The following is a 22,074-nucleotide window of genomic DNA, read 5'->3' on the forward strand; positions in this document are numbered from 1 at the left end:
AGCACCGGGATCAGCTGGCCCCAGCGCCCCTGCCAGCCCGGGCGGCTGTCGACATCGGCCACGTCGACGACCTCCGCGAGCTGCGGAAACTCCGCGTGCATCGCCTCGACGAAGGTCTCGCAGAGGCAGCAGCCGTCCCGGCTCAGCAGCAGCAGACGGCTCAAGGCGCGGCAGCGGGCGTCTTGGCCGGGACCGAGAGTGCCAAAAACAGCGGCGCGCCCTGCCGCTGCACAAGCATTGGCACCGACTGGCCCGGCGTGAGCCGGCCCACGACTTCGGCAAAGCGCTCCGTGCTGGCAATCTCCTGACCGGCGATCGACAGCACGACATCGCTGACGATCAGGCCGGCGTCGCGCGCCGGACCCGGCAGCACCTCGGTGACGCGCACGCCGCCGGAGACGACCTTCGCCGTGCGGCGCTCGTCGTCGGTCAGCGCGACAACCGTCGCGCCGAGCGGGCGGTCGGCCGGCAGCGACTTCGGCTCGGTCGGCCCGGCCGGCTTGCCCGACGGCGCCGGCGGCGCATCGTCGGCTTCCAGTGTGCCGACCTCGACCTTGATCGTGATCAGCTTGCGGTCGCGCAGCAGGTCGAGCGTGATCGTGTCGCCGGGCTGGCTGCTGCCGACGAGCGGCTTCAGCGTGCGGTAGCTGATGACATCCTGGCCGTTGTACTTCATGACCACGTCGCCGGCCTTCAGGCCCGCCTGCTCGGCCGGGCTGTCCGGCAGGATGCGGGCAATCAGCGCGCCACCCGGCTTGTCCATGCCGAAGGACTTGGCGAGGTTGCGGTCGACTTCCTGCATGACGATGCCGAGCCAGCCGCGCCGCACCCGGCCGGTTTCCTTCAGCGATTTGGCGACCTTGGCTGCAACGTCCATCGGGATCGCGAAGGCCACGCCCTGGAAACCGCCGTTCTGGCTATAGATCTGCGAATTGACGCCGACGACTTCGCCTTTCAGGTTGAACAGCGGGCCACCGGAATTGCCCGGATTTACCGCCGCGTCGGTCTGGATGAACGGCACGTATTGCTCGGTATCGAGGTTGCGGCCCTTCGCCAAAATGATGCCGGCGGTCACCGTGTAATCGAAGCCGAACGGTGAGCCGATCGCCAGCACCCAATCGCCGACCCGGGTCTTGCGGCTGTCGGCGAGCTTCACGGCCGGCAGGTCCTTGGCATCGATCTTCAGCAGCGCCAGATCGCTGCGCTCGTCGCTGCCGACCAGCTCGGCCGGGAACTGGCGGCGGTCGGACAGCCGCACGACGATTTCCTTGGCGTTCTTGACCACATGGTGGTTGGTGATGATGTAGCCATCGGCCCACAGGATGAAACCTGAGCCGAGCGACTGTTCGCCGCCGAAGCCCCCATCCGGGCCGCCATCCGGACTGCCGAGATCCGGACCTTCCTCGGAATCTTCGCTATCGCTGCGGCCATCGTCCGGCGAACTGCCGGGTGCTGCGCCATCGGCACCTTTGCCCGGCGCCTGATTGCCGTGTTCGTCGAGGAATTTCTTCAGCCAATCCGGCACCGGGCGGCCGTCGCTGCCGGATCCGCTTGCGACCTGCTCGGGTTCCGCCGGCATGGCGCTGATGTTGACCACCGAGGGGCTGACTTTCTCGACCAGGCCGGCCAGTTCCGGCAGGCCGGCGGAGCGCTCGGAAGAACAGGCCGACAGCAAGACGGCAGCAGCCAAGGACAGGAACAGCACGGCGCGTGAGGGGCCGGCGACGATACGCATCTTGAAACTCCCGGAGGGAAATGCCACGTCGGCAGCAGGCCGGTCGCGAGGCAGTCAGATAAGAAGATGAGCTGCAGGGCGGCAGTTGAACATGGGCCGCATCGGCGCAGCAACAAGGCCGGTCATCGGCCTCGTCGAGCAGCGAGATCAGTGCGGGCTGACACCCGGCACAAGATCCGGCGGGATGATCGGCTGCGGGTCGGCAGGCGCGCTGATCGACTGGTTCGACACGGCATCGGAACGAGGCGGTGCGACCACGCCCGAGTTCGCGGGCCCCGGCAGCGGCACGCGCAGGTTGTCACCGATCATGCGGATCGCCGAGCCCGGCACTTCGCCGACGATGGTGACGTGAAAGCTGCCGACCACGCGGCCATAGGCCTGCACCGGGCCCATGTGGGAAACGCCGCTGAGCACCTTTTCTTCGCGCGACTGGACGGTCGAGAACACCGATACCGCCGACAGGCCGTCGGACAGCAGCAGATGTTCGACATTGCCGGCGCCGCCCGGCAGCGGACGATCGTCGTGGGACACCACCGTGAACCCCGGCGGCAGTTTCGAGAACGACACCTGCGGATCACCGTGCTGGCTCGGCGCCGGCAGTTGATCGAGCTTGGGCAGGTTGCGGGTGATCAAGGTGAACTTGCGGATGTCGACTTCGGTTTCGAAGGCGTCATCGGGGATCGATTTCGGGAACGACACTTCGGTGAACATCACCTGTTCCAACACTTCCCCCTTCGGCCCGGTCAGGCTGACCTTGAGCGGCAGATGGGTTTCCTGATCGGTCCAGACTTCGTAACCGTAGCGGTACTGATCTTTCGGCCGCACGGTGACGCCATCGCACAACCGGCCAGCGATGCGACCCTCGCCTTCGCTGCGGAATTCGTAGAACGCCTTGAGCTTTTCGACTCTTTCGGGCGTCAGCTGAGCGAGAAAGCCTTTCAGACTCGGCCGCTCGACGCTCATTGCCCGACCTTTCGGCAGGATGCAGATCAGGCGATTGTCGATGCGCACCAGCTGCCGGGGTTCACCGGTCAGCGACACCATGCGCTCGCGCTCGCTGTCGTCCTGGAAGCGATGATGGACGCGCAACACTTCAAAGCGTTCATCGCCGCGATAGATCACCACGCCCTGATAGTTGCTGGTCCGCGAAGCTTCAGCAGACTGCACCAGGAGGGCGCCGGGATCGATTTCCGCGGCCGCGGCTGTGCTGGCACAAACGACGCCCGCGCAGAGAAGCAGGCGACGCATCAGCGACTACCGTCAGCCGGCCGATAGTCCGCAGTGCGCACCGCAAGGCGCGCGTAACCGAGCGCACCGCCCATGCCGGCATCGGCGCGCGAGTTCGAGTGTTCCAGCAGGTAGTCGTTGAGCTGACGAGCGGTTTCCTTGTCGAGCTGAGCCCAGCGCGAATCCTGCACGCCAGCTCCGCTGATCTCGCCGTCGGCGCTGACCTTGACGATGTTCGGATTGACCGACGCGGTGACCTCCGAGCCACCCGATGCCACCGCGCCATCGTCAACCGGCGTATTCAGCAGCGCGCGGCCACCGATCAGGGCGACAGCCGCGATCGACGCGGCAGCGGCCAGACCGGTGATCGGCTGCCAGCGGCGGCGAGCAGCCACTCGCTGCGGCTGAACCACCGGGGCCGGCTGGGCCACCACGGCCGGACGGCGCAGCGGCACGACGCGAGGATTAACTTCGATGGAGGCCTCGGCCTGCGCTTCGCTGGCAATGGCCGCCATGACGCCGGCTGCGAAGTCGAACGATGGCTTGGCCACGGCAACGCCGGCCAGCGCGTCCCGGGTCAGGCACATGCGGCTCCAGCGGGCTTTCAGCGCCGGCGATCGTTCGATCGCCGCAAGCACTGCCTCCGCTTCGGCTGGCGTGCACTCACCATCCAACAAGGCTGACAGCAGTTCTTCAGACATTGCGCTCATTCCGGCCTCGGACTACCAACCATGACTGGGACATTAACCACAGCTGAACGAAAAAGTTCCAGCAACGAAACAGCAAAATTTCTTGAACAACATCGGCATTGCAGACCCATACATGCTCTGACCGCCAATTCGTCATTAGTTCATCAACGGATTGACCACCGCATCAATCGCCTCGCGTGCCCGGAAGATGCGCGAGCGCACCGTGCCGATCGGGCAATCCATCGCTTCGGCGATTTCTTCGTAGCTCAAACCTTCGAGTTCGCGCAGCACGATCGCCTGACGCAGATCCGGTGGCAGCTTGGCAATTACCTCGCCAACCTTTTCCTTGATCTCGTCCGACAGCAGCAGCGATTCCGGCGTGTCGATGTCCGACAACTGCTCGGTATGGCCGTACAGCTCGGCGTCGGCGATATCGATGTCCTGATTAGACGGCCGGCGGCCTCTGGACACCAGGTGATTCTTCGCCGTGTTGATGCCGATCCGGTACAGCCAGGTATAGAACGCACTATTACCCTGGAACCCCTTCAAGGCCCGCCAGGCCTTGATCAGGGTTTCCTGCGCCACGTCATGGGCGTCGCCGTCACCGACCAGACGGCTGACCAGCTGCACGATCTTGTGCTGGTACTTGCGCACCAGCATTTCGAACGCGCGCATGTCTCCCTGCTGCGCAAGGACAACCAGTTGTTCGTCGGTAAGGTCAGGGCTCATGCGCGGCTGGAGGATGACACGGGTGCCGCACACCCGCGCATTCGGGGAATCTGGCTAAGAATCTGGCTAAACTCCGCGACTTGTCGTGGTCGTATGACGACTAAATTCTAGCAAGCCAGGCCTCTCTCTGCGTGAACGCCACTGATGTGCTGATCCTCGGCAGCGGCGCTGCTGGTCTGTCCGCCGCGTTACGCCTTGCCGAGGCGGGCCACGCGGTATGCGTCGTATCGAAGGGCACGCTGGCCAGCGGCTCGACGCTCTGGGCCCAGGGCGGCATCTCCGCCGTGCTCGACGAGGACGATTCCGTCGAGGCCCACGTCCGCGACACCCTGATCGCCGGCGCCGGCCTGTGCGACGAGGCGGCCGTGCGTTTCACCGTCGAGCGCGGCCCGGAATGCATCGCCTGGCTGGTCGATCAGGGCGTGGTGTTCACCCATGCCGACGGCGAACTCCGTGGCCAGCGTCTGCACCTGACCCGCGAAGGCGGCCACAGCCATCGCCGGGTCGTCCATGCCGCCGATGCCACCGGCCACGCCGTCGAAACCACCCTCGCCTCGCTGGCCGAGGCGCACCCGCTGATCACCGTCCGCGAACGCAGCGTTGCCGTCGACCTGATCGTCGACAAGGCCGCCAAGCGCGTCCATGGCGCCTACCTCTACGACCGCAAGAGCAAGGCGATCGAAGCGGTGCCGGCGAAAGCGGTGATCGTCGCCACCGGCGGCGCCAATCAGGTCTACCTGTATTCGTCGAACCCATTCGGCGCCAGCGGCGATGGCATCGCGATGGCCTGGCGGGCCGGCTGCCGGGTGTCGAACATGGAATTCATGCAGTTCCATCCGACCACGCTCTACCACGGCGATTCGCGCTCCTTCCTGATCTCCGAAGCGCTCAGAGGCGAAGGCGCCACCCTGCACGTGCCGAATCCGGACGGCTCGGTCGGCGAACGCTTCATGCCGCGCTTCGACGAACGCGGCGAACTGGCACCGCGCGATATCGTCGCCCGGGCGATCGACCACGAGATGAAGCGCCTCGGCGTCAAGCATGTCTGGCTCGATATCTCGCACAAGCCGGCCAGCTTCGTGCGCGAGCATTTTCCGTCGATCCACGCCCACTGCCTGAAGCTCGGCCTGGACATCACCACCTCGCCGATTCCGGTGGTGCCGTCGGCGCACTTCACCTGCGGCGGCATCGTCACCGATCTCGATGCCCGCACCGATCTTGCCGGCCTGTACGCGACCGGCGAATGCGCCAGCACCGGCCTGCACGGCGCCAACCGTCTGGCCTCGAACTCGCTGCTCGAATGCCTGGTGTTCGCCGAAGCCGCCGCTGCCGATCTGATCCGCGAACTGCCGGCGATGGCAGCGCCGCCGCCGCTGAAGCCCTGGGATGAATCTCGGGTCTCGGATTCCGATGAAGACGTCGTGGTCAGCCACAACTGGCTGGAACTGCGCACCTTCATGTGGGACTACGTCGGCATCGTCCGCACCACCAAGCGCCTGCTGCGCGCACGCCACCGCGTGCATCTGCTGAAGCGCGAGATCATCGAGTTCTACCAGCACTATCGCGTCGGCCATCACCTGATCGAACTGCGCAATCTGGTGACCGTCGCCGAGCTGATCGTCGACTCCGCGCTCGCCCGCAAGGAAAGCCGCGGCCTGCACTACACACTCGATTTTCCGGCCACCGATGCGGTGGCAACGCCAACCGTGCTGACGCCCTGACATGGTCGGCGCACTGCTGCTCTGCGGCGGTGCGGGCAGCCGCCTCGGCGGCGTCGACAAGCCGCTGCAGCCGCTGGCCGGCCGGCTGCTGATCGAGCGCGTGCTCGAACGCATCGCCCCGCAGGCTGGCGACATTCTGATCAGCGCCAATCGCAATTTCGCGCAGTACGCGGCCTATGGTCTGCCGGTGGTCGACGACGGCGCCTACGCCCTCTGCGGACCGCTGGCCGGACTCGCCGCGGGCCTCTCCGCAAGCACGACCGACGATCTGCTCTGCGTACCCGGCGATGCGCCTCTGCTACCGGACGATCTCGGCGCACGCCTCGACGCCGCCCGCCGATCCAGCAAGGCGATGATCGCCTACGCCGACGACGGCCTCGGCCCGCAGCCGCTGTGCTGCCTGGTGCCGCGCGCGCTGCTCGATGATCTGCGCGCCTATCTCGCCGCCGGCGGCCGCACGCCGCGCGAATGGTTTGCTCGCCATGCAACCGCGATCGCCGCGTTCCCGGAATGGCCGCGCTGGGCCTGGAGCGCCAACACGCCGGAGGAATGGCAGGACGCAGAATTGCGTCTGGCGGATACCCTAGACAGCGGCATCTGAATCAGGACAAGAACCATGATCCCGCTCGAAGACGCCCTCGCCGCCTATGGCCGAAGCTTGCGTCCGCTGCCGGTGGAGACAGTGCCGACACTGCACGCACTCGGCGCCGTGCTTGCCGAGGCTGCAAGCGCACAAACCGATCTGCCGCGCTTTGCGCAGAGCGCACTTGATGGCTATGCGCTGCGCTCGGCCGATGTGGCGGCGGCAACACCGGCGAATCCGGTGCGCCTGCCGATTGCACTGCAGGTCGCTGCCAGCGCCCAAGCCGTGCAGCCAGAGCTGCCGCCGGCAAGCGCGGCGCGCATCTTCACGGGCGCAATGATGCCGCGCGGCGCCGACGCAATGATTGCCCAGGAGCGCGCCATGTTGCTCGACGGTGAACTGACCTTCACCGCGCCATTCAACGCCGGCCGCAATGTTCGCCCGCAGGCCGAGGAACTTGCCAGAGGCACCGTGCTCGCTGGCGCCGGCCATCGCATCGGACCCGGCCTGCTCGCTTCGCTGGTCAATGCCGAAGTGCAGACCGTGCAAGTGCATCGCCGGCCACGTATTCGCGTCTTCGTCACTGGCGACGAAGTACGCCCGGCCGGCAGCGCGTTGAAGCCGGGCGAGATCCACGATTCCAATGGCCCGCTGATCGCTGCGTTGCTGCGCAGCTGGGGCTATGACGCACCGGCCGCCGAGCATCTGCCGGACGATCCAGCCGCGGTTCGCGCCGCACTCGCGCAAGCGTTCGATGAAGCCGATCTGGTCATCACCTCCGGCGGCGCGTCAGTCGGCGACAAGGATTTCCTGCCGGCTGCTGCTGAATCACTCGGCGTGCAAAGAGTGTTCTGGAAAGTCGCCCAGAAGCCGGCCAAGCCGATGTTCTTCGGCATCCGCGAAGACAAGACGCAGCAGCGGGTGATGCTGGCGCTACCTGGCAACCCCGGCGCGGTGCTGATCGGCATGGTGCTGCACGCGCGCCTGGTACTCGCCTGTCTGGATGGCGAGCCGCTGCCGGATCTCGGCTGGACCACTGGCGTGGTCGATCTGCAAGTCGAACGCGACGAGGAACGCGCCCGACTGGTGCGCATGGGCCTGCGTCATGACGCGCAAGGCGTCGCCCGTCTGAACCCGCTGCCGTATCAGGATTCGCACATGCTCAGCAACCTCGGCCGTGCCGATGTGCTGGTGTGGGTTGAGTCCGGCGATGAGAACGTTCCGGCAGGGTCGGTGCTGCGCTGGATTGCGCTGCCGGAGTAACAGCAGCTCCTTCCCCCGCAATCGGGGGAAGGAGCCAAGCAGGTTCAATGCGCGACCGCCTCATCGCCATGCACCGGCTCCGGCTCACGCGCCTTGACGCCCGAGTATTTCGCGCAGCCGTAGAGAATCGCCGCCACGCCGAGATAGGCGATCGCCACCGCCGGGGTCTTGGCGATGCCGATCGCTTCGCTGTGCATGAAGCCGAAGAAGGTCATCACCGCACCGGCCAGCGAGAACATCGCGGCCTTGGCAAATGTCCGGTCGATCATGCAGGCGGTGAGGCCGGCGAGGATCAGGCTGGTCAGGATTGCGCCGCTGCCGAGGATTTCCAGGCCGTGATAGAGCACGCCGGTGCCGGCCAGCTTGTCGAGGCCCACCGTTGCCGCGTTGGTGCCGGCCGCGCCGAGCGCGTTGTCGATCATCAGCTTGCCCCAGCCGGCGACCTGCGGAATCAGCGAGATGATCACCGCCGGCGCGTGTCTGCGCGGCGTTTCCTGGAAGGCCTGGGCGCCGATCAGCATGCCGATATAGAGCAGGATCGGCGAGATCGCCACCAGCGGAATCATCGCGCTCATCAAGGCCAGGATGCCGAACCAACTCAGCACCAGCACCATGACGCCGGTCGCCGCCGAATAGCCGAGCCGGCCGCCGATCGCCTTCCAGCCCGGATGGCCGATGTACACCGCGTTGATGAACGGATTGCCGAGGCAGCAGCCGATCAGGCTGATCACGCCATCGGCCGTGATCACCCGCGTGGTCGGGAACTTGTCGCCGCCGGCTTCGGCGGATTCGACGTTGTCCATCGCTTCGACGAGATCGTAGATGCCGAACGGAATCGCGGTGACCAGGATCACGGCGATGAACTGGAAGCCGGAGAAGATGTGGCCGAACACCGGCAACGGCACCGAGAAGCCGAAGCTGGCGAACGAGTCACCGAGCTTGGCCACACTCATGCCGCCGAAGTTGAAGCCGAACGCCAGGCCGCCCCAGGCGATCAGCGAGCCGACGGCGATCGCGATCAAGCCCGCCGGCAAGCCCTTGAAGTAGCGCACGCCGCCGAACCAGCTGGCCAGCAGGATTGCGAAGCAGACGATGCCGATCACCGGATCGGTGTACATCTCCAGCGCCGGGCGCATCGAGATGAAAGCGATCGAGACCCCGGCGAGCGCGCCGAGCAGGGCTGCGCGCGGCGTGATCATCTTGATGTACGGCGCGATGTAGCCACCGGCCATCAGCACGAAGCTCTGCACGAACACCCAGGTCAGGCCCGCTTCCCAGCCTTTGATCGGATCGCCGGTCAGCGAGGCGATCGGCAGCATGATCACGAACACCACCACGAACATATGCGGCACGCTGATGCCCGAAGGTAGTGCACAGACCGTATTGCGACCTTCCTTCTTGGCCAGGCCGTAACCGAGCCAGGCGTAATACATCGTCGACAGGAACAGCATCAGGCCGGTGGCCGGCAGGATGCGGCCGAAGATCAGCTCGTCCGGCAGCTTCAGCACATAGCGCAGCAGCGCCGTGAGCGTGAGCATGTTGACCAGGATGTTGGTGCCGAAGCCGAAGAACGCGTTCCAGTCACCCGGAACCCAGAGTGCGGGCTTGAAGCTGGATGGTGTCGCGGTGCTTGCCATGTCGATGCCCTCGTGTTGCTTGTTGAGCCCTGAAAACAGTTCGGAAATCAGATGGGTTTCAATGCCGCGATCAAGCTGTCCGAGCGCCCCACCCAGCCGAAAATGCCGCCCTGCGCCTTGATCATCCGCAGGCCGTAATCCTGGAATTCGGGGTAGTAGCTGCCGACGCAGTCTTCCGGCACGTAGCAGTCGTAGCCGCGATCGTTCGCTTCGCGGACCGTGGTGTTGACGCAGACCTCGGTGGTGACGCCGGTGACCACCAGCTGCTTGATGCCCTGGTGCTGCAGGATCGCGTGGAGGTCCGTCGCCCAGAACGCGCCCTTGCCGGGCTTGTCGATCACCGGCTCGCCGGGCAGCGGATACAGCTCGGAAATGATGTCCTGCCCCGCTTCGCCGCGAATCAGGATCCGTCCCATCGGGCCGCGGTCGCCGATGCTCTGCGCGGCACGGCCGCGAATCTTCTTGCACGGCGGCAGATCGGACAGATCGGCCCGATGCCCTTCGCGGGTATGCATCGCCAGCAGCCCGGCTTCACGCCAGGCGGCGAGCAGCCGGCGGTTCGGCTCGATGGTTCGCCGTAGCTGCGAAACATCGTTGCCGAGCATTTCGCCGAAGCCGCCGGGCTCGAGGAAATCCCGCTGCATGTCGATGATCAGCAGCGCGCACACCGCCGGGTCGAACAGAAACGGATACGGCTCGGCGGCGATTTCGATGGCTTTGGTGTTCATGGACGATCGCCTCGCAAAAGTCGGGGCAGGCGCGTGGCTAGAAGCCGAAACCGAAGCCGGCGAACGGCACGATCACGTTGCGATAACCCTTCGGCGAGTTGACCGTCAGCGCCTGCGCGTCGACCAGCGAATCATTCAGCACGTTGTAGTACTGCACGCCGGTGTTGAACGACCACGACCCGTACTGCGGGCCGATCGCGGTGATCGGGATCGAGGCTTTCAGGCCGGTGGAGAACACGCCGAAATTGCTGTCAGCACAGCCGCGGCCCTTGATGCTCGCCGCGAACTGCGCCGCGCCGGCATTCGAATCGCACCAGTAGCTCGACGGGCCGACAGTGATCCAGGTCGGTGCGGAAATCGTCACGCCGGATGACTTGAAGGTGTAGCTCGGCGCCGCACCGATCTCGACATCGAAGGTATCGCCGCGGCGGCCGAGCACCACGGTGGAATCACCGCCGACCGCCCAGAACACCTTCAGGTAGGGATTGATCGAATACGGGTCCTTGTAGTTGAAGCTGAACTCGATGTTGTGCTCGGTCTGGAACGCATCCGGCGGGCTCAGGAAAACCACGTAGCTGACGCCCAGCTTCAGGTTCTGCGTGGCCTGCCAGTTGAGGCCGACGAAGTAATCGAACTCGTTCCAGGCGCCGGTCCTGGTCGGGCCGACGTACTTGGCCGGATCGGAATTGATGTCGTTCCAGGCGCCAGCGACGATCGAGGTATTGCCCGGCGTCAGGAACACCAGCCCACCCAGGATCTGCGTGGTCACGCCCTGATTGGTCACCAGCAGACCGCGCGGCGTGATGTAGTCGTTCTTGAACGTCATGTCACCGAAGCCGTGGATCGCCGATCCCGGCGCGGCATCGGCCGCCCGGGTTGTCAGCGACGCCAAAGCCAGCAAGCCAACCGCCAGTACTGCTACTGCTCCCCGAATCCCAGCTCGAATTTTCTCGCGCATCGCGTACTCCCCGGAGGTCCGGTTTCAATGGATGAACCGGCTCCGCGTCGCCTGCCGCTGACGCTACGCTGTCAGCAGATGCCTCCCCTCCGAGGCCAGGCAACATCGATCACCGATGTTGAATTCTTATTTGTATGCAAGTTTGTATTTTTCCTAGAGCACAGCTCGTGCCAAGTCCGGCGCGATGCGTCGCCCAAGTGATTTGATGAGGGGAAGGGATGAAATGCCGGCCCGCTGCAATCGGCTGAAAGCCTAGGCTGATCAGCGAGTTAGCCCTCTCCCACCGGGAGAAGCCGAACGCATACGTTCGGGGGTAAGGGGCGCTGCCAGACGAGGCAGATGCCCGGTTCGATGAGAGCCGTCCCTCACCCAACCCTCTCCCGAAGGGAGAGGGCTTTCAAGCAGGCCGACCTATGAGTGCGCAGGCCGCTCCACGCTGGTGCGGTCCGTCGCAGGCTGGCGCACGAAGGCGCCGGGGATTCAAACGATCAGGAGCAGCGCGCTATCGGGCCGACGCCATCTCGCTGCCACGCTGCATCGCGCCGCGCGCTTCGTGGAGCATGTGCAGGGTGATCTTGCGGACTTCGTTCTTGCTCTGGGTGATGTGCGAGCGAAGCAGGATCGCGGCCTCGGTGCTCTTGCGGCGCAGGATCAGGCGCAGGATTTTCGCGTGCTCGTCGTAGGTCGCCGAGATCCGGTTGTCCTTGAGGAAATCGAGCCGGCGGATGATGCGGATCTTCTCGGTCAGCTCGCGGTGCACGCGCAGCATCTCGCGATTGCCGGCGGCTTCCACCAGGGTGCAATGGAAGGCTTCGTCGAGCGCGGCCATCTTGTGCGAATCGGTTTCGCGTTGATCTTCGGCCACCAGCCAGACGGCCTTCAGGCCAGCGAGTGGCTGTTCACCCTCGACCTGGCAGAGCCGTTCGACTGCCGTTTCCTCGAGCATGATGCGCAGATCATAGAGCTCGTCGAAGCGTTCGAAATCGAAGGGCACCACGCTCCAGCCGCTTCGGTAACCCACTTCCAGATAACCCTCGCGGCGCAGGCGGTACAGCGCATCGCGGACCGGCGTGCGCGACACGCCGAGGCGCAGCGACAGATCGGTTTCGGTGAAGCGATCGCCCGGCAGCAAGTGGAAATCGAAGATTTCGTCCTTGATCCGGATGTAGACCTGTTCGGCCAGTGGATTGGCGGGCTGCTGCGCCATATTCGTGCAGGTGGGGTAAGCGGGGTTGGCCGCAGTCTAGCTTGGCAAGAGAGCCTCGGGATTCAGCAGGCTGACGTGCGCCGCAACGATGCGCCAGGCACCGGCGATGCGCACCCAGGTCTGGGTCTGGCGGCCGATCATCGCGGTATCCGGCGCCAGGAATTCGCAGCAGGCGCTGCCCGTGTCCTGACCGAAGCTGCGGATCACGATGTTGCGCAGGCTACGCTCGGGATGGACCGGCGCTGCCGTGGCGCGATAGTGGCGGATGGCGTCGATGCCGTAGCCGAGTTCGGCGACGCCGTAGCGCACCGTTTGCGGATCGTCATCGAAGAAGGCATCGAGCGCGGCGACGTCGTGACGCAGCAGCGCGGCTTCGTAGGCATTGAATGCGGCGCGCAGCGATGCCAGCACCTCGGGGCGGTTGATCGAATCGGGTTCCATGAACGGAAGGATGCCGGTGGCAGCCTTGAACTGCCAGCGTGAATCTCTGAACCGAGCGTCTATCCCAGCGCCGCCAGGAACGCCGACGAAGTGGCCACCGCACCGAACACGCCGCCCTGCATCTTGACCATCTTCAGCGCCGCCAGATGATTGCCGTGATCGGTGGCGCCGCAGCAGTCCTCGATCAAGATGCATTCGAAGCCGCGGTCATTGCCTTCGCGCATCGTCGTGTGCACGCAGACATCGGTGGTGATGCCGGTCAGCACGATATTGACGATGCCCTGGGTGCGCAGGATCAGTTCCAGATCGGTGGCGCAGAAGCTGCCCTTGCCCGGCTTGTCGAGAACGATCTCACCCGGTTCCGGATACAGCTCCGGGATGATGTCCCAGCCCGGTTCGCCGCGAACCAGGATCTTGCCGCAGGGGCCGGGATCGCCGATGCCGGCTCCCATCTGCCGCGAGCGCCAGCGCTTGTTCGCCGGCAGGTCGGACAGATCCGGCCGATGGCCTTCACGGGTGTGGATGATGGTGAAACCGAGCGCGCGCATCCGGGTCAGCAGCATCTTGATCGGCGCGATCGGCGCGCGGGTCAGCGACAGGTCATAACCCATGCTGTCGACATAGCCGCCGATGCCGCAGAAGTCGGTCTGCATGTCGATGACGATCAATGCGGTATTGGCCGGCGTGAAATCACCGTTCCAGGGCCAGGCGTAGGGTTCGGCGGCAACGGTCTGGAAAGTCATGGCTGTACGTCCTTGTCGAAGATGGAGTTCAGGCGGCCCGATTGGCCGCCAGGTAGCGGCGCCAGCCGCCGTGATGCGTGATGTCGACCGCGCCGCGCACTGCGATCGGCTCGCAGATGAAACCCTTGACCGAGCTGCCGTCCGCCAGCTCCAGCGAGCCGATGCCGAGCGGCGCACCGACCTGGGCCATCAGCCGGCCGAACTGCCGCTGCGGCATCTCCCAGACCTCGACCTCGATCGCCTCGCCTTCCTCGTCGACCCGCACCAGTCCGGGCTTGGCCGGCGTCGTGTTGGCCAGCGCATAGAGGCGATAGCGCGATGCGGTGCGGGTCAGCGCGGTGCAGCGCGCACCGCATTCGATCAGCTGCCAGTTCAGCGGTTGACCGGCAAGATGCGCGCCGACCACGGCAACCGAAATTGTCGGCTCCGCGAACGGCAGCGGATCGGCCGCAAGACGCGGCGCCGCGCCGGCCGGCTGATCACCGAACGCCTGCTGCAAACGCAGCGCCAGCACCGCCAGCCGATGGTCGCTGCCGGCCGGGCCAATCAAAGTCAGACCGAACGGCAGACCATCGGCCCGCGGCGACGCCGGAATCGCGATCGCGGCGAGATCGAGCAGATTGACGAAGTTGGTGTAGTAGCCGAGCTGGCTGTTGCGGCCGATCGGATCGGCCTGCACCTCGGCGATGCGCGGATGCGTCGGCGCCGTCGGCACCAGCAGCGCGTCGATGCCATCGAACATCCGCACCGCCGCCGCGCGATAGCCGGCCATGCGATACGAGGCCGCGAACAGGTCTTCGGCGCTGAACGTCGCGCCATCGGCAATGACACTGCGGACCACCGGATCGATCGCGTCCGGCTGGGTCTGCAGCAAGTCGCCGACGGCCAGGCGCCGCTCGGCGATCCACGGGCCTTGATAAAGGAGTTCGGCGGCAGCGGTCAGCGGGCTCAGATCGAGATCGATCTGGCCGATCGCGGTATCGGTGCGCAGCGCCACCAGCGCCTTTTCATAGGCAGCAGACGCTTGAGCATCGCCAAAGAATTCCGGCTGCGCATCGAAACCGATGCACACGCCACGCGGCAAGGGCGCGGCCATCGGCAAGCTGCGCGAGCGCGAATCATCGCCATCCGGCCCGGCGATCACCGCCAGCACCTGCCAGGCATCGGCGACACTGCTCGCGAACACCGACACGCAATCGAGGCTGCGACAGGCTGGCACGACGCCAGCCGTCGACACCAGGCCGATGCTCGGCTTCAGGCCGACGATGCCATTGAAGCCGGCCGGCACTCGGCCGGAGCCAGCGGTATCGGTGCCGAGCGCGAACACCGCGAGGCCGAGCGCAACCGCGACCGCCGAACCGGCGCTCGATCCGCCCGATACATAGTCAGGATCGACTGCATTGCGCACCGCCCCATAAGGAGAGCGGGTGCCGACCAGGCCGGTCGCGAACTGGTCGAGATTGGTCTTGCCGACATAGAGCGCACCGGCCGCCAGCAGGCGTTCGACGGCAGTCGCCGAGCGCTCTGGCGTGTAGGCGAATGCGGGACAGGCAGCGGTGGTGGCATGGCCTGCCACATCAATATTGTCCTTGACCGCGAACGGCAAGCCGAACAGCGGCAGACGATCGAGAATCGCCGCGCCTTCCGCCGCAAACAGCGCATCGAGCCGAGCCGCTTCGGCCAGCAAGGCTTCGTCGGATGGCTGCGAAATCCAGATTTCGGGACGGGCCAGGGCTTCACGCGCAGCCAGCAGGCGTTGGCTCAGCGCAACAATGCTCAACGCGCCGGCACGCAATTCGGCGTGCAGTTTCGCGGCCGAAAGCTGAGGGGAAGTCGGGATGTCGTTTACTGCGTCTAGTGCCACGATCGCCTGCCAATAATTTTGTATACAAGTAAGCGTACATGACCTCGCAAGCCATGTGCCAAACCGGAAAAATCGATGTCCGAACAACAGTTCGTCGGGTCGCAGGCAGGGGAAGCGCCACCGGCTACGTCATCTGACGTACTCAGCTGCCTCTTCCGGGGCTCGTTTCTTGCGCCCGTAATCGGGCTATGAGCGCCAAGTCATCCACCACCAGTGCAGCACCGCAGGAGCAACGGATCATCAAGATCCGTCGCGACTACAACACCTGGGTGGCCAACGAAACGCTGGAGGACTACGCGCTGCGCTTCACCGCACGCTCCGCGCGCAAGTGGAGCGAGTTCCGCGTTGCCAATACCGCGTTCGGTGCGATTTCCTTCCTGCTGCTGGAAGCGATCGGCGGCTCGCTGCTGGTGTCCTACGGCTTCACCAATACTGTCTGGGCGATCGCCGCGGTGTCGATGGTGATCTTCCTGACAGGCCTGCCGATCGGCTGGTACGCCGCCAAGTACGGCGTCGACATGGATCTGCTGACTCGCGGCGCCGGCTTCGGCTACATCGGCTCGACGATCACCTCGCTGATCTATGCCTCGTTCACCTTCCTGTTCTTCGCGCTCGAAGCGACGATCATGGCGCTGGCCCTGAAGCTCTGTTTCGGCATTCCGCTGACGCCGGCCTATCTGATCTGCGCGCTGGTGGTGATTCCGCTGGTGACCCACGGCATCACCCTGATTTCGCGCCTGCAGGCCTGGACCCAGCCGCTGTGGCTGGTGCTGCTGGTGCTGCCGTTCATCTTCGTGATGGTCAAGGCGCCGGAGCTGGCCCGCGAGCTGCCCGATTTCGCTGCACCAGGCGGGAGCACGGCGTTCTCGCTGATCCAGTTTGGTGCGGCGGCCAGCGTGCTGATGGCGATGATCACGCAGATCGGCGAGCAGGTGGATTTCCTGCGTTTCCTGCCCGAGAAGACCCAGCACAACCGCAAGCGCTGGATGGCTTCGCTGATCTTTGCCGGTCCGGGCTGGATCGGCATGGGCGCCATCCGCCTGATCGGCGGCGCCTTCCTCGCCTTCATCGCGCTGCGCGCCGGTGTACCGCAGGCCAATGCCCTGGAGCCGACCGAGATGTACCGCATCGGCTTCGGCTACGTGTTCGATTCACCGGCCTTGGCACTCGGCGCGATGACGCTGCTGGTGGTGCTGAGCCAGCTGAAGATCAACGTCACGAACGCCTATGCCGGCTCGCTGGCCTGGTCGAACTTCTTCGCCCGTGTCACCCACAGTCATCCGGGCCGGGTGGTCTGGGTGGTGTTCAATGTCGCGATCGCGCTGATCCTGATGCAGCTCGGCGTGTTCAAGGCGCTGGAGCAGGTGCTGGGGCTCTACTCGAATGTCGCCATCGCCTGGGTCGGCGCGATCGTCGCCGATCTGGTCATCAACAAGCCGCTGGGTCTGAGCCCGCCGGGCATCGAGTTCAAGCGCGCGCACCTGTACGACATCAACCCGGTCGGCGTCGGCAGCATGCTGATCGCGTCGGTACTGTCGATCACTGCGTTCACCGGTGTGTTCGGGCCGATGGCGCAGGCGTTCTCCTCGTTCATCGCCCTGGTCACTGCCTTCATCTGCGCTCCGGCGATCGCCTTTGCGACCAAGGGCCGCTATTACCTCGCCCGCCAGCCGGACGCTTCGCTGAAGGCTGCCGCCGAGCACCGCTGCGTGATCTGCGAGAAGGTTTACGAGCGCGAGGACATGGCGCTGTGCCCCGCCTATCGCGGCAACATCTGCTCGCTGTGCTGCTCGCTCGATGCCCGCTGCCATGACGCCTGCAAGCCCGGCGCAAGCCTGCGCGAGCAGATCGCCGCGACCCTGGCCAAGCTGCTGCCGAAGGTCGTCTCGGCGCGGCTGGATTCGCGGCTCGGCCACTATCTACTGCTGCTGACCATCGTCACCGGCGTGCTGACCGGCGCGCTGGCGCTGATCTGGGTGCAGGAATCCTCGCTGCTGGTGGCCAGCAATCTGGCCTTGCACGAAGCACTGGGTTCCGGTTTTCTGAAGCTGTACGCGGTGCTGGTGGTGATCGCCGCCGTGCTCTGCTGGTGGCTGGTGCTCAACGGTGAAAGCCGGCGCGTCGCCCAGGAAGAATCGAACCGCCAGACCTCGCTGCTGATGCACGAGATCGATGCCCATCGCAAGACCGACATCGAACTGCAGGCCGCCAAGCTCGCCGCCGATCGCGCCAATCAGGCCAAGAGCCGCTATGTCACCGGCATCAGCCACGAGCTGCGCACGCCGCTGAATTCGATCCTCGGCTATGCCGAAATGCTCGATCACGATCCCTCGATTCCGGTGCATCGCCGCGATGCGGTCGCGGTGATCCGCCGCAGCGGCGATCACCTGCTGTCCCTGGTCGATGGTCTGCTCGATATCGCCCGCATCGAAAGCGGCAAGCTGGCGCTGGAGATCGACGAGCTGCGCTTCCCGGAATTCCTCAACCAGACGGTCGGCATGTTCCGGCTGCAGGCGCGCAACAAGGGCATCAACTTCGCGTACGACGAGCAGGGCAAGGTGCCGGCCGTGGTCCGTGCCGACAAGAAGCGCCTCGGCCAGATCCTGATCAACATCGTCGGCAATGCGGTGAAGTTCACCGAAGCCGGCGGCGTCAACTTCCGGCTGCGCTGGCGCGGTGATATCGCGACGTTTGAAGTGCGCGACTCCGGCATCGGCATTCCGGCCGACGAGATCGATCGCATCTTCCAGCCGTTCGAGCGCGGCAGCGCGGCCTCGGCGCGTGGCGAAACCGGCACCGGCCTGGGTCTTACGATTGCCAAGATGCTGACCTCCCTGATGGGCGGCGAGATGACCGTGGAATCGACCCTGGGCACCGGCAGCCGCTTCGAGATCCGCCTGTTCCTGCCCGAAGTGCGCGAGCCGCGCGCCGCACTGCCGGCGACGATGCCGGAGATCAATGGCTACGCCGGCCCGCGCCGGAAGATTCTGGTGGTCGACAACGAAGCGGTCGATCGCCGCTTCCTGTTCAACGTGCTGGAACCGCTCGGCTTCGAACTCAGCGAAGCAGCTTCCGGCATCGAGGCGCTGCGCATGGTGCCGCACGTGCGGCCGGACCTGGTGCTGCTCGACATCGGCATGCCGGGCATCGATGGCTGGGAAACCGCGCGCCTGCTGCGCGCTCATCATGAAAGCCGGGGCGAGCCGCAGCTGCCGATCATCGTCATCTCGGCCGATGCCTTCGAGTCCGGCCGCGATGCCGGCGCCGGCATCGCGCCGCGCGACGATCTGCTCAAGCCGGTCAGCGTCACCACCCTGCTCGGCCGCATTCGCGAAGCGCTGAATCTGGTCTGGATCGCCGGCACGCCAAGCGTCGACGGCAACGAGCCGCTACTGCCCGAGCATCTGGTGCAACCGCTGCGCGATCTCGGGGCGCTCGGCCATGTGCGCGGCATTCTCGACAAGCTCGACGAGATCGATCGTATCGACACCCGTTATCGCCAGCAGACCGAACGCCTGCGCAACTCGGTGAAAGCCTTCCAGCTCAGCGACTACCTGCGCGCACTGGGCGCGGAGGCGAAATGAAGATCAACAGCAATGCCATGGCCACGATCCTGATCGTCGACGACGTGGCGGAAAATCTCGCCGTGGCCCATGACGCGCTCGACGGCGCCGGCTATCGGGTCCGCGTTGCCACCAGCGGCCTCGCGGCACTGGAAAGCGCCCGCCTGCAGCCGCCGGATCTGATCCTGCTCGACGCGATGATGCCCGGCGTCGACGGCTTCGAGACCTGCCGCCGCTTCAAGGCCGATCTCGCCACGCGGCCGATCCCGATCGTGTTCATGACCGGGCTCACCGATACCGATCACGTCGTTCGCGGCTTCCAGGCCGGCGGCATCGACTACATCACCAAGCCGATCCGGCCGCAGGAAGTGATCGCCCGCATCGCCTCGCATCTGCGCAATGCGCGGTTGGTCGCCGAGACTCAAGCGGCTTCCGACGCCGCCGGCGATGCGATCGTCTCGATCGACGATGTCGGCCGGGTCAGCTGGGCCACACCTCTCGCGCGCAGCTGGCTGGTCGGCGTCTGCGGCGTCGACCATCGTCTGCCCGAGGCGCTGCTGCGCTGGCTGGCGATCGGCGAAGGTGCTTCGCCCAATTTCAGCCTGCAGGGCAACGGCCAGCGGCTGGCGTTCTCGAAGCTCGGCGAGCGCCGTCTGCTGGTGCAGCGCCACGAAGCGGTGCCGGAGCCGGATGCGCTGATGCGCCTGCTGCCGCTGACCGCGCGTGAAGCCGAGGTTCTGTACTGGGTGGCGCTCGGCAAGACCAATCCGGAAATCGCCGGCGTGCTGGAAATGAGCCCGCGCACGGTCAACAAGCATCTCGAACACATCTTCACCAAGCTCGGAGTGGAAACGCGGACGGCTGCAGCCACCGTCGCGTTGAACCGCAGCCGCTTGGGCGTCGTGCCGAACTGAGGACCGACACGACCAGAGACCAACAAGAAAAGGAGCAGCAGCAACACGGTGCGCGGCTCTCGAAAGAGGGCAGCAGACGCACCGGATCAGGGCAAGTAGTGGGGGCAAGCGGCAGAGCGGGGTCACGTCGACCCGGCAGGGCGGAGCTATGTCCGCGATTCGACACAGGCAATCCCAGTTCAACACTTAACCAGGGGAGTTACACGATGAAAGCGACGACCAACAACAAGGGGCAGCACAAGGGAATGGGGAACAACACGATGCTCAAGCTCACTGCGGTGAGCGCGATCGCCGCAGCAGCGACGATCTGCACCGCGCCGGTCAAAGCGGCCGATCTGAAGCTGCCGCCGATCAGCCTGGGCGCCGGTCTGCGTACCCAGTTCGAAAGCACCAATCCGAGTGGCGGCGGTGACACCGTCAACGACTTCAACGTCAACAACGCTCGTGTCTACATCGGTGGTTCGGTGACCGACAACATCAAGGTCATGTTCAACACCGATTACTCGTCGGCCAGCAACAATCTTCAAGTGATGGACGCAGCGGCCCGCTTCGAGTTCAGCGACAAGTTCAACATCTGGGCCGGCCGTTTCCTGCCGCCGTCCGACCGCGCCAATCTCTACGGCCCGTTCTACGCCAGCAACTGGAACGTCTATGAAGATGGCGTGCAGGACGGCTATCCGGGCATCGTCCAGGGCCGCCAGAACGGCGTCGCCTACTGGGGCACCTTCGGCATCGCCAAGGTTTCCTTCGGCCTGTTCGATGCACCGGGCACCTTCGGCGAGGGCACCGTGCTGACTTCCGGCCGTGTCCAGCTGAACTTCTGGGACGCCGAGCCGGGCTACTACCTGAACGGCACCTACTACGGCGCGAAGGATCTGCTGTCGGTCGGCCTCGCCGGTCAGACCTCGGCCGGCAATCACGCCTACACGCTCGACGGCCTGATGGAAAAGAAGCTGCCGAACGGCGGCGTCGTGACCCTGGAAGCGGAAGCGGCGCGCTACGACAAGCTCGGCGGCTACGGCGGCTTCGACGGCAGCTTCACCGACTCCAATGGCTGGTACGGCCTCGCTGCCTATCTGTTCCCGCAGCAGGTCGGCATCGGCAAGGTCCAGTTCCTCGGCAAGTACGGCGCCGCGCGCTTCAACGACTCCACCGGTCTCGGCCCGGAGTACGAGCAGACGACGATGGAATTCAACATCAACTATCTGATCAAGACCTTCGATGCCCGCATCTCGCTGTTCTACAAGGACAGCAAGCTCGATGCCGGCCTGCCGGACACCACCCAGATCGGCGTTGGCGTCCAGCTTCAGATCTAGTCGTCACGCGCTCATCACTCCATTTCTCAACGTCACTCCGTCACGCAACAAGAGGATCAACCAATGAAGATGAATCTGATCAAGACGGCACTGCTGGCAACCGCCGCAGCGCTGAGCTTTTCCGCCCAGGCTGCCGACGACACCATCAAGGTCGGCGTGCTGCATTCGCTGTCCGGCACCATGGCGATCTCGGAAACCACGCTGAAGGACACCGTCCTGATGCTGATCGAGGAGCAGAACAAGAAGGGCGGCGTGCTCGGCAAGAAGCTGGAAGCCGTGGTCGTCGATCCGGCGTCGAACTGGCCGCTGTTCGCCGAGAAGGCGTCCGAGCTGATCGACAAGGACAAGGTTTCGGTCGTGTTCGGCTGCTGGACTTCGGTGTCGCGCAAGTCGGTGCTGCCGGTATTCGAGAAGTCCAATTCGCTGCTCTTCTACCCGGTGCAGTACGAGGGTGAAGAATCCTCGAGGAACGTGATCTACACCGGTGCGGCGCCAAATCAGCAGGCGATTCCGGCGGTCGACTATCTGATGAAGGATCTCAAGGTGAAGCGCTGGGTGCTCGAAGGCACCGACTACGTCTATCCGCGCACCACCAACAAGATTCTCGAGGCCTATCTGAAGGCCAAGGGCGTGAAGGCCGAAGACATCATCGTCAACTACACGCCGTTCGGCTTCAGCGATTGGCAGAGCGAAGTGTCGAAGATCAAGGCCTTCGGTTCGGCCGGCAAGAAGACGGCGGTGGTCTCGACGATCAAC

At 65.0% G+C, this 22,074-nt stretch carries 19 protein-coding genes; 7 read left to right on the top strand and 12 right to left on the bottom strand.

All coding sequences use genetic code 11. The features are described from left to right. From QZY06_RS22095 to rpoE, 5 genes are all read right to left on the bottom strand, one after another. A partial coding sequence (locus QZY06_RS22095) for a glutaredoxin family protein (RefSeq protein ID WP_367275530.1) occupies window positions 1–164 on the bottom strand: 164 nt, incomplete at its 3' end. After that, window positions 161–1,735 (bottom strand): Do family serine endopeptidase, encoded by a 1,575-nt coding sequence (locus tag QZY06_RS01225; protein ID WP_295679137.1) that lies wholly within the window; start codon window positions 1,733–1,735, stop codon window positions 161–163. The genes QZY06_RS01225 and QZY06_RS22095, both read right to left, overlap by 4 nt. Window positions 1,736–1,882: 147 nt before the next feature. After that, window positions 1,883–2,983, bottom strand: a complete 1,101-nt coding sequence (locus tag QZY06_RS01230) for a MucB/RseB C-terminal domain-containing protein (RefSeq protein ID WP_295679140.1) — start codon at window positions 2,981–2,983, stop codon at window positions 1,883–1,885. Beyond that, the gene (locus tag QZY06_RS01235; protein ID WP_295679143.1) at window positions 2,983–3,663 is read right to left on the bottom strand and encodes a sigma-E factor negative regulatory protein; all 681 of its coding nucleotides are present in this window, start codon (window positions 3,661–3,663) and stop codon (window positions 2,983–2,985) included. The genes QZY06_RS01230 and QZY06_RS01235 overlap by 1 nt, the downstream gene beginning before the upstream one ends. A gap of 144 nt (window positions 3,664–3,807) precedes the next feature. Next, window positions 3,808–4,380, bottom strand: a complete 573-nt coding sequence (gene rpoE / locus QZY06_RS01240) for an RNA polymerase sigma factor RpoE (RefSeq protein ID WP_028475816.1) — start codon at window positions 4,378–4,380, stop codon at window positions 3,808–3,810. Window positions 4,381–4,511: 131 nt separating this feature from the next. Between rpoE and nadB the strand changes: the two genes are divergently transcribed. Genes nadB through QZY06_RS01255 form a run of 3 tightly spaced genes read left to right on the top strand, consistent with a single transcriptional unit; the run spans window position 4,512 to window position 7,947 of the window. Next, on the top strand, window positions 4,512–6,101 hold the full coding sequence (nadB, locus tag QZY06_RS01245) for an L-aspartate oxidase (RefSeq protein WP_295679147.1): 1,590 nt from the start codon (window positions 4,512–4,514) through the stop codon (window positions 6,099–6,101). A 1-nt stretch (window position 6,102) separates the two neighbouring features. Next, on the top strand, window positions 6,103–6,702 hold the full coding sequence (mobA, locus tag QZY06_RS01250; protein ID WP_295679149.1) for a molybdenum cofactor guanylyltransferase MobA: 600 nt from the start codon (window positions 6,103–6,105) through the stop codon (window positions 6,700–6,702). A 15-nt stretch (window positions 6,703–6,717) separates the two neighbouring features. Continuing rightward, on the top strand, window positions 6,718–7,947 hold the full coding sequence (locus tag QZY06_RS01255; protein WP_295679152.1) for a molybdopterin molybdotransferase MoeA: 1,230 nt from the start codon (window positions 6,718–6,720) through the stop codon (window positions 7,945–7,947). Between the two features lie 44 nt (window positions 7,948–7,991). On the opposite strand, the gene QZY06_RS01260 is transcribed toward QZY06_RS01255, so the two are convergent. The 7 genes from QZY06_RS01260 to atzF form a co-directional block, all read right to left on the bottom strand. After that, a complete protein-coding gene (locus tag QZY06_RS01260) occupies window positions 7,992–9,584 on the bottom strand; it encodes a regulator (RefSeq protein WP_295679155.1) in 1,593 nt (530 codons plus the stop codon). A gap of 47 nt (window positions 9,585–9,631) precedes the next feature. Then, entirely contained in the window at window positions 9,632–10,312 is a 681-nt protein-coding gene (locus tag QZY06_RS01265) for a cysteine hydrolase (protein WP_295679157.1), read from the bottom strand. Window positions 10,313–10,349: 37 nt separating this feature from the next. Then, on the bottom strand, window positions 10,350–11,213 hold the full coding sequence (locus QZY06_RS01270; protein WP_295679159.1) for a hypothetical protein: 864 nt from the start codon (window positions 11,211–11,213) through the stop codon (window positions 10,350–10,352). Between the two features lie 559 nt (window positions 11,214–11,772). Beyond that, on the bottom strand, window positions 11,773–12,477 hold the full coding sequence (locus tag QZY06_RS01275) for a GntR family transcriptional regulator (RefSeq protein ID WP_295679161.1): 705 nt from the start codon (window positions 12,475–12,477) through the stop codon (window positions 11,773–11,775). 36 nt (window positions 12,478–12,513) lie between these two features. Beyond that, window positions 12,514–12,918 (bottom strand): oxalurate catabolism protein HpxZ, encoded by a 405-nt coding sequence (gene hpxZ / locus QZY06_RS01280; protein WP_295679164.1) that lies wholly within the window; start codon window positions 12,916–12,918, stop codon window positions 12,514–12,516. Window positions 12,919–12,977: 59 nt separating this feature from the next. Continuing rightward, window positions 12,978–13,661, bottom strand: a complete 684-nt coding sequence (locus QZY06_RS01285; protein WP_295679167.1) for a cysteine hydrolase family protein — start codon at window positions 13,659–13,661, stop codon at window positions 12,978–12,980. 28 nt (window positions 13,662–13,689) lie between these two features. Then, window positions 13,690–15,525: an allophanate hydrolase gene (gene atzF / locus QZY06_RS01290; protein ID WP_295679172.1), complete on the bottom strand. Its 1,836-nt coding sequence runs from the start codon at window positions 15,523–15,525 to the stop codon at window positions 13,690–13,692. 188 nt (window positions 15,526–15,713) lie between these two features. On the opposite strand from atzF, the gene QZY06_RS01295 reads away from it, so the two are divergent. The 4 genes from QZY06_RS01295 to QZY06_RS01310 all read left to right on the top strand — a co-directional run. Then, entirely contained in the window at window positions 15,714–19,109 is a 3,396-nt protein-coding gene (locus QZY06_RS01295; RefSeq protein ID WP_295679173.1) for an ATP-binding protein, read from the top strand. After that, window positions 19,106–20,002 (top strand): response regulator transcription factor, encoded by an 897-nt coding sequence (locus tag QZY06_RS01300; RefSeq protein ID WP_295679175.1) that lies wholly within the window; start codon window positions 19,106–19,108, stop codon window positions 20,000–20,002. The genes QZY06_RS01295 and QZY06_RS01300 overlap by 4 nt, the downstream gene beginning before the upstream one ends. Window positions 20,003–20,208: 206 nt before the next feature. Next, window positions 20,209–21,318, top strand: a complete 1,110-nt coding sequence (locus QZY06_RS01305) for a hypothetical protein (RefSeq protein WP_295679177.1) — start codon at window positions 20,209–20,211, stop codon at window positions 21,316–21,318. 69 nt (window positions 21,319–21,387) lie between these two features. Next, a partial coding sequence (locus tag QZY06_RS01310) for a transporter substrate-binding protein (RefSeq protein ID WP_367275531.1) occupies window positions 21,388–22,074 on the top strand: 687 nt, incomplete at its 3' end.

The organism is uncultured Nevskia sp., assembly GCF_903885465.1.
GTDB lineage: Bacteria > Pseudomonadota > Gammaproteobacteria > Nevskiales > Nevskiaceae > Nevskia.

Coding starts and splice junctions, on each gene's coding strand:
- QZY06_RS01225 (WP_295679137.1), bottom strand. CDS start 1,735: ATGCGTATCGTCGCCGGCCCCTCACGCGCCGTGCTGTTCCTGTCCTTG.
- QZY06_RS01230 (WP_295679140.1), bottom strand. CDS start 2,983: ATGCGTCGCCTGCTTCTCTGCGCGGGCGTCGTTTGTGCCAGCACAGCC.
- QZY06_RS01235 (WP_295679143.1), bottom strand. CDS start 3,663: ATGTCTGAAGAACTGCTGTCAGCCTTGTTGGATGGTGAGTGCACGCCA.
- rpoE (WP_028475816.1), bottom strand. CDS start 4,380: ATGAGCCCTGACCTTACCGACGAACAACTGGTTGTCCTTGCGCAGCAG.
- mobA (WP_295679149.1), top strand. CDS start 6,103: ATGGTCGGCGCACTGCTGCTCTGCGGCGGTGCGGGCAGCCGCCTCGGC.
- QZY06_RS01255 (WP_295679152.1), top strand. CDS start 6,718: ATGATCCCGCTCGAAGACGCCCTCGCCGCCTATGGCCGAAGCTTGCGT.
- QZY06_RS01260 (WP_295679155.1), bottom strand. CDS start 9,584: ATGGCAAGCACCGCGACACCATCCAGCTTCAAGCCCGCACTCTGGGTT.
- QZY06_RS01265 (WP_295679157.1), bottom strand. CDS start 10,312: ATGAACACCAAAGCCATCGAAATCGCCGCCGAGCCGTATCCGTTTCTG.
- QZY06_RS01275 (WP_295679161.1), bottom strand. CDS start 12,477: ATGGCGCAGCAGCCCGCCAATCCACTGGCCGAACAGGTCTACATCCGG.
- hpxZ (WP_295679164.1), bottom strand. CDS start 12,918: ATGGAACCCGATTCGATCAACCGCCCCGAGGTGCTGGCATCGCTGCGC.
- QZY06_RS01285 (WP_295679167.1), bottom strand. CDS start 13,661: ATGACTTTCCAGACCGTTGCCGCCGAACCCTACGCCTGGCCCTGGAAC.
- QZY06_RS01295 (WP_295679173.1), top strand. CDS start 15,714: ATGAGCGCCAAGTCATCCACCACCAGTGCAGCACCGCAGGAGCAACGG.
- QZY06_RS01300 (WP_295679175.1), top strand. CDS start 19,106: ATGAAGATCAACAGCAATGCCATGGCCACGATCCTGATCGTCGACGAC.
- QZY06_RS01305 (WP_295679177.1), top strand. CDS start 20,209: ATGAAAGCGACGACCAACAACAAGGGGCAGCACAAGGGAATGGGGAAC.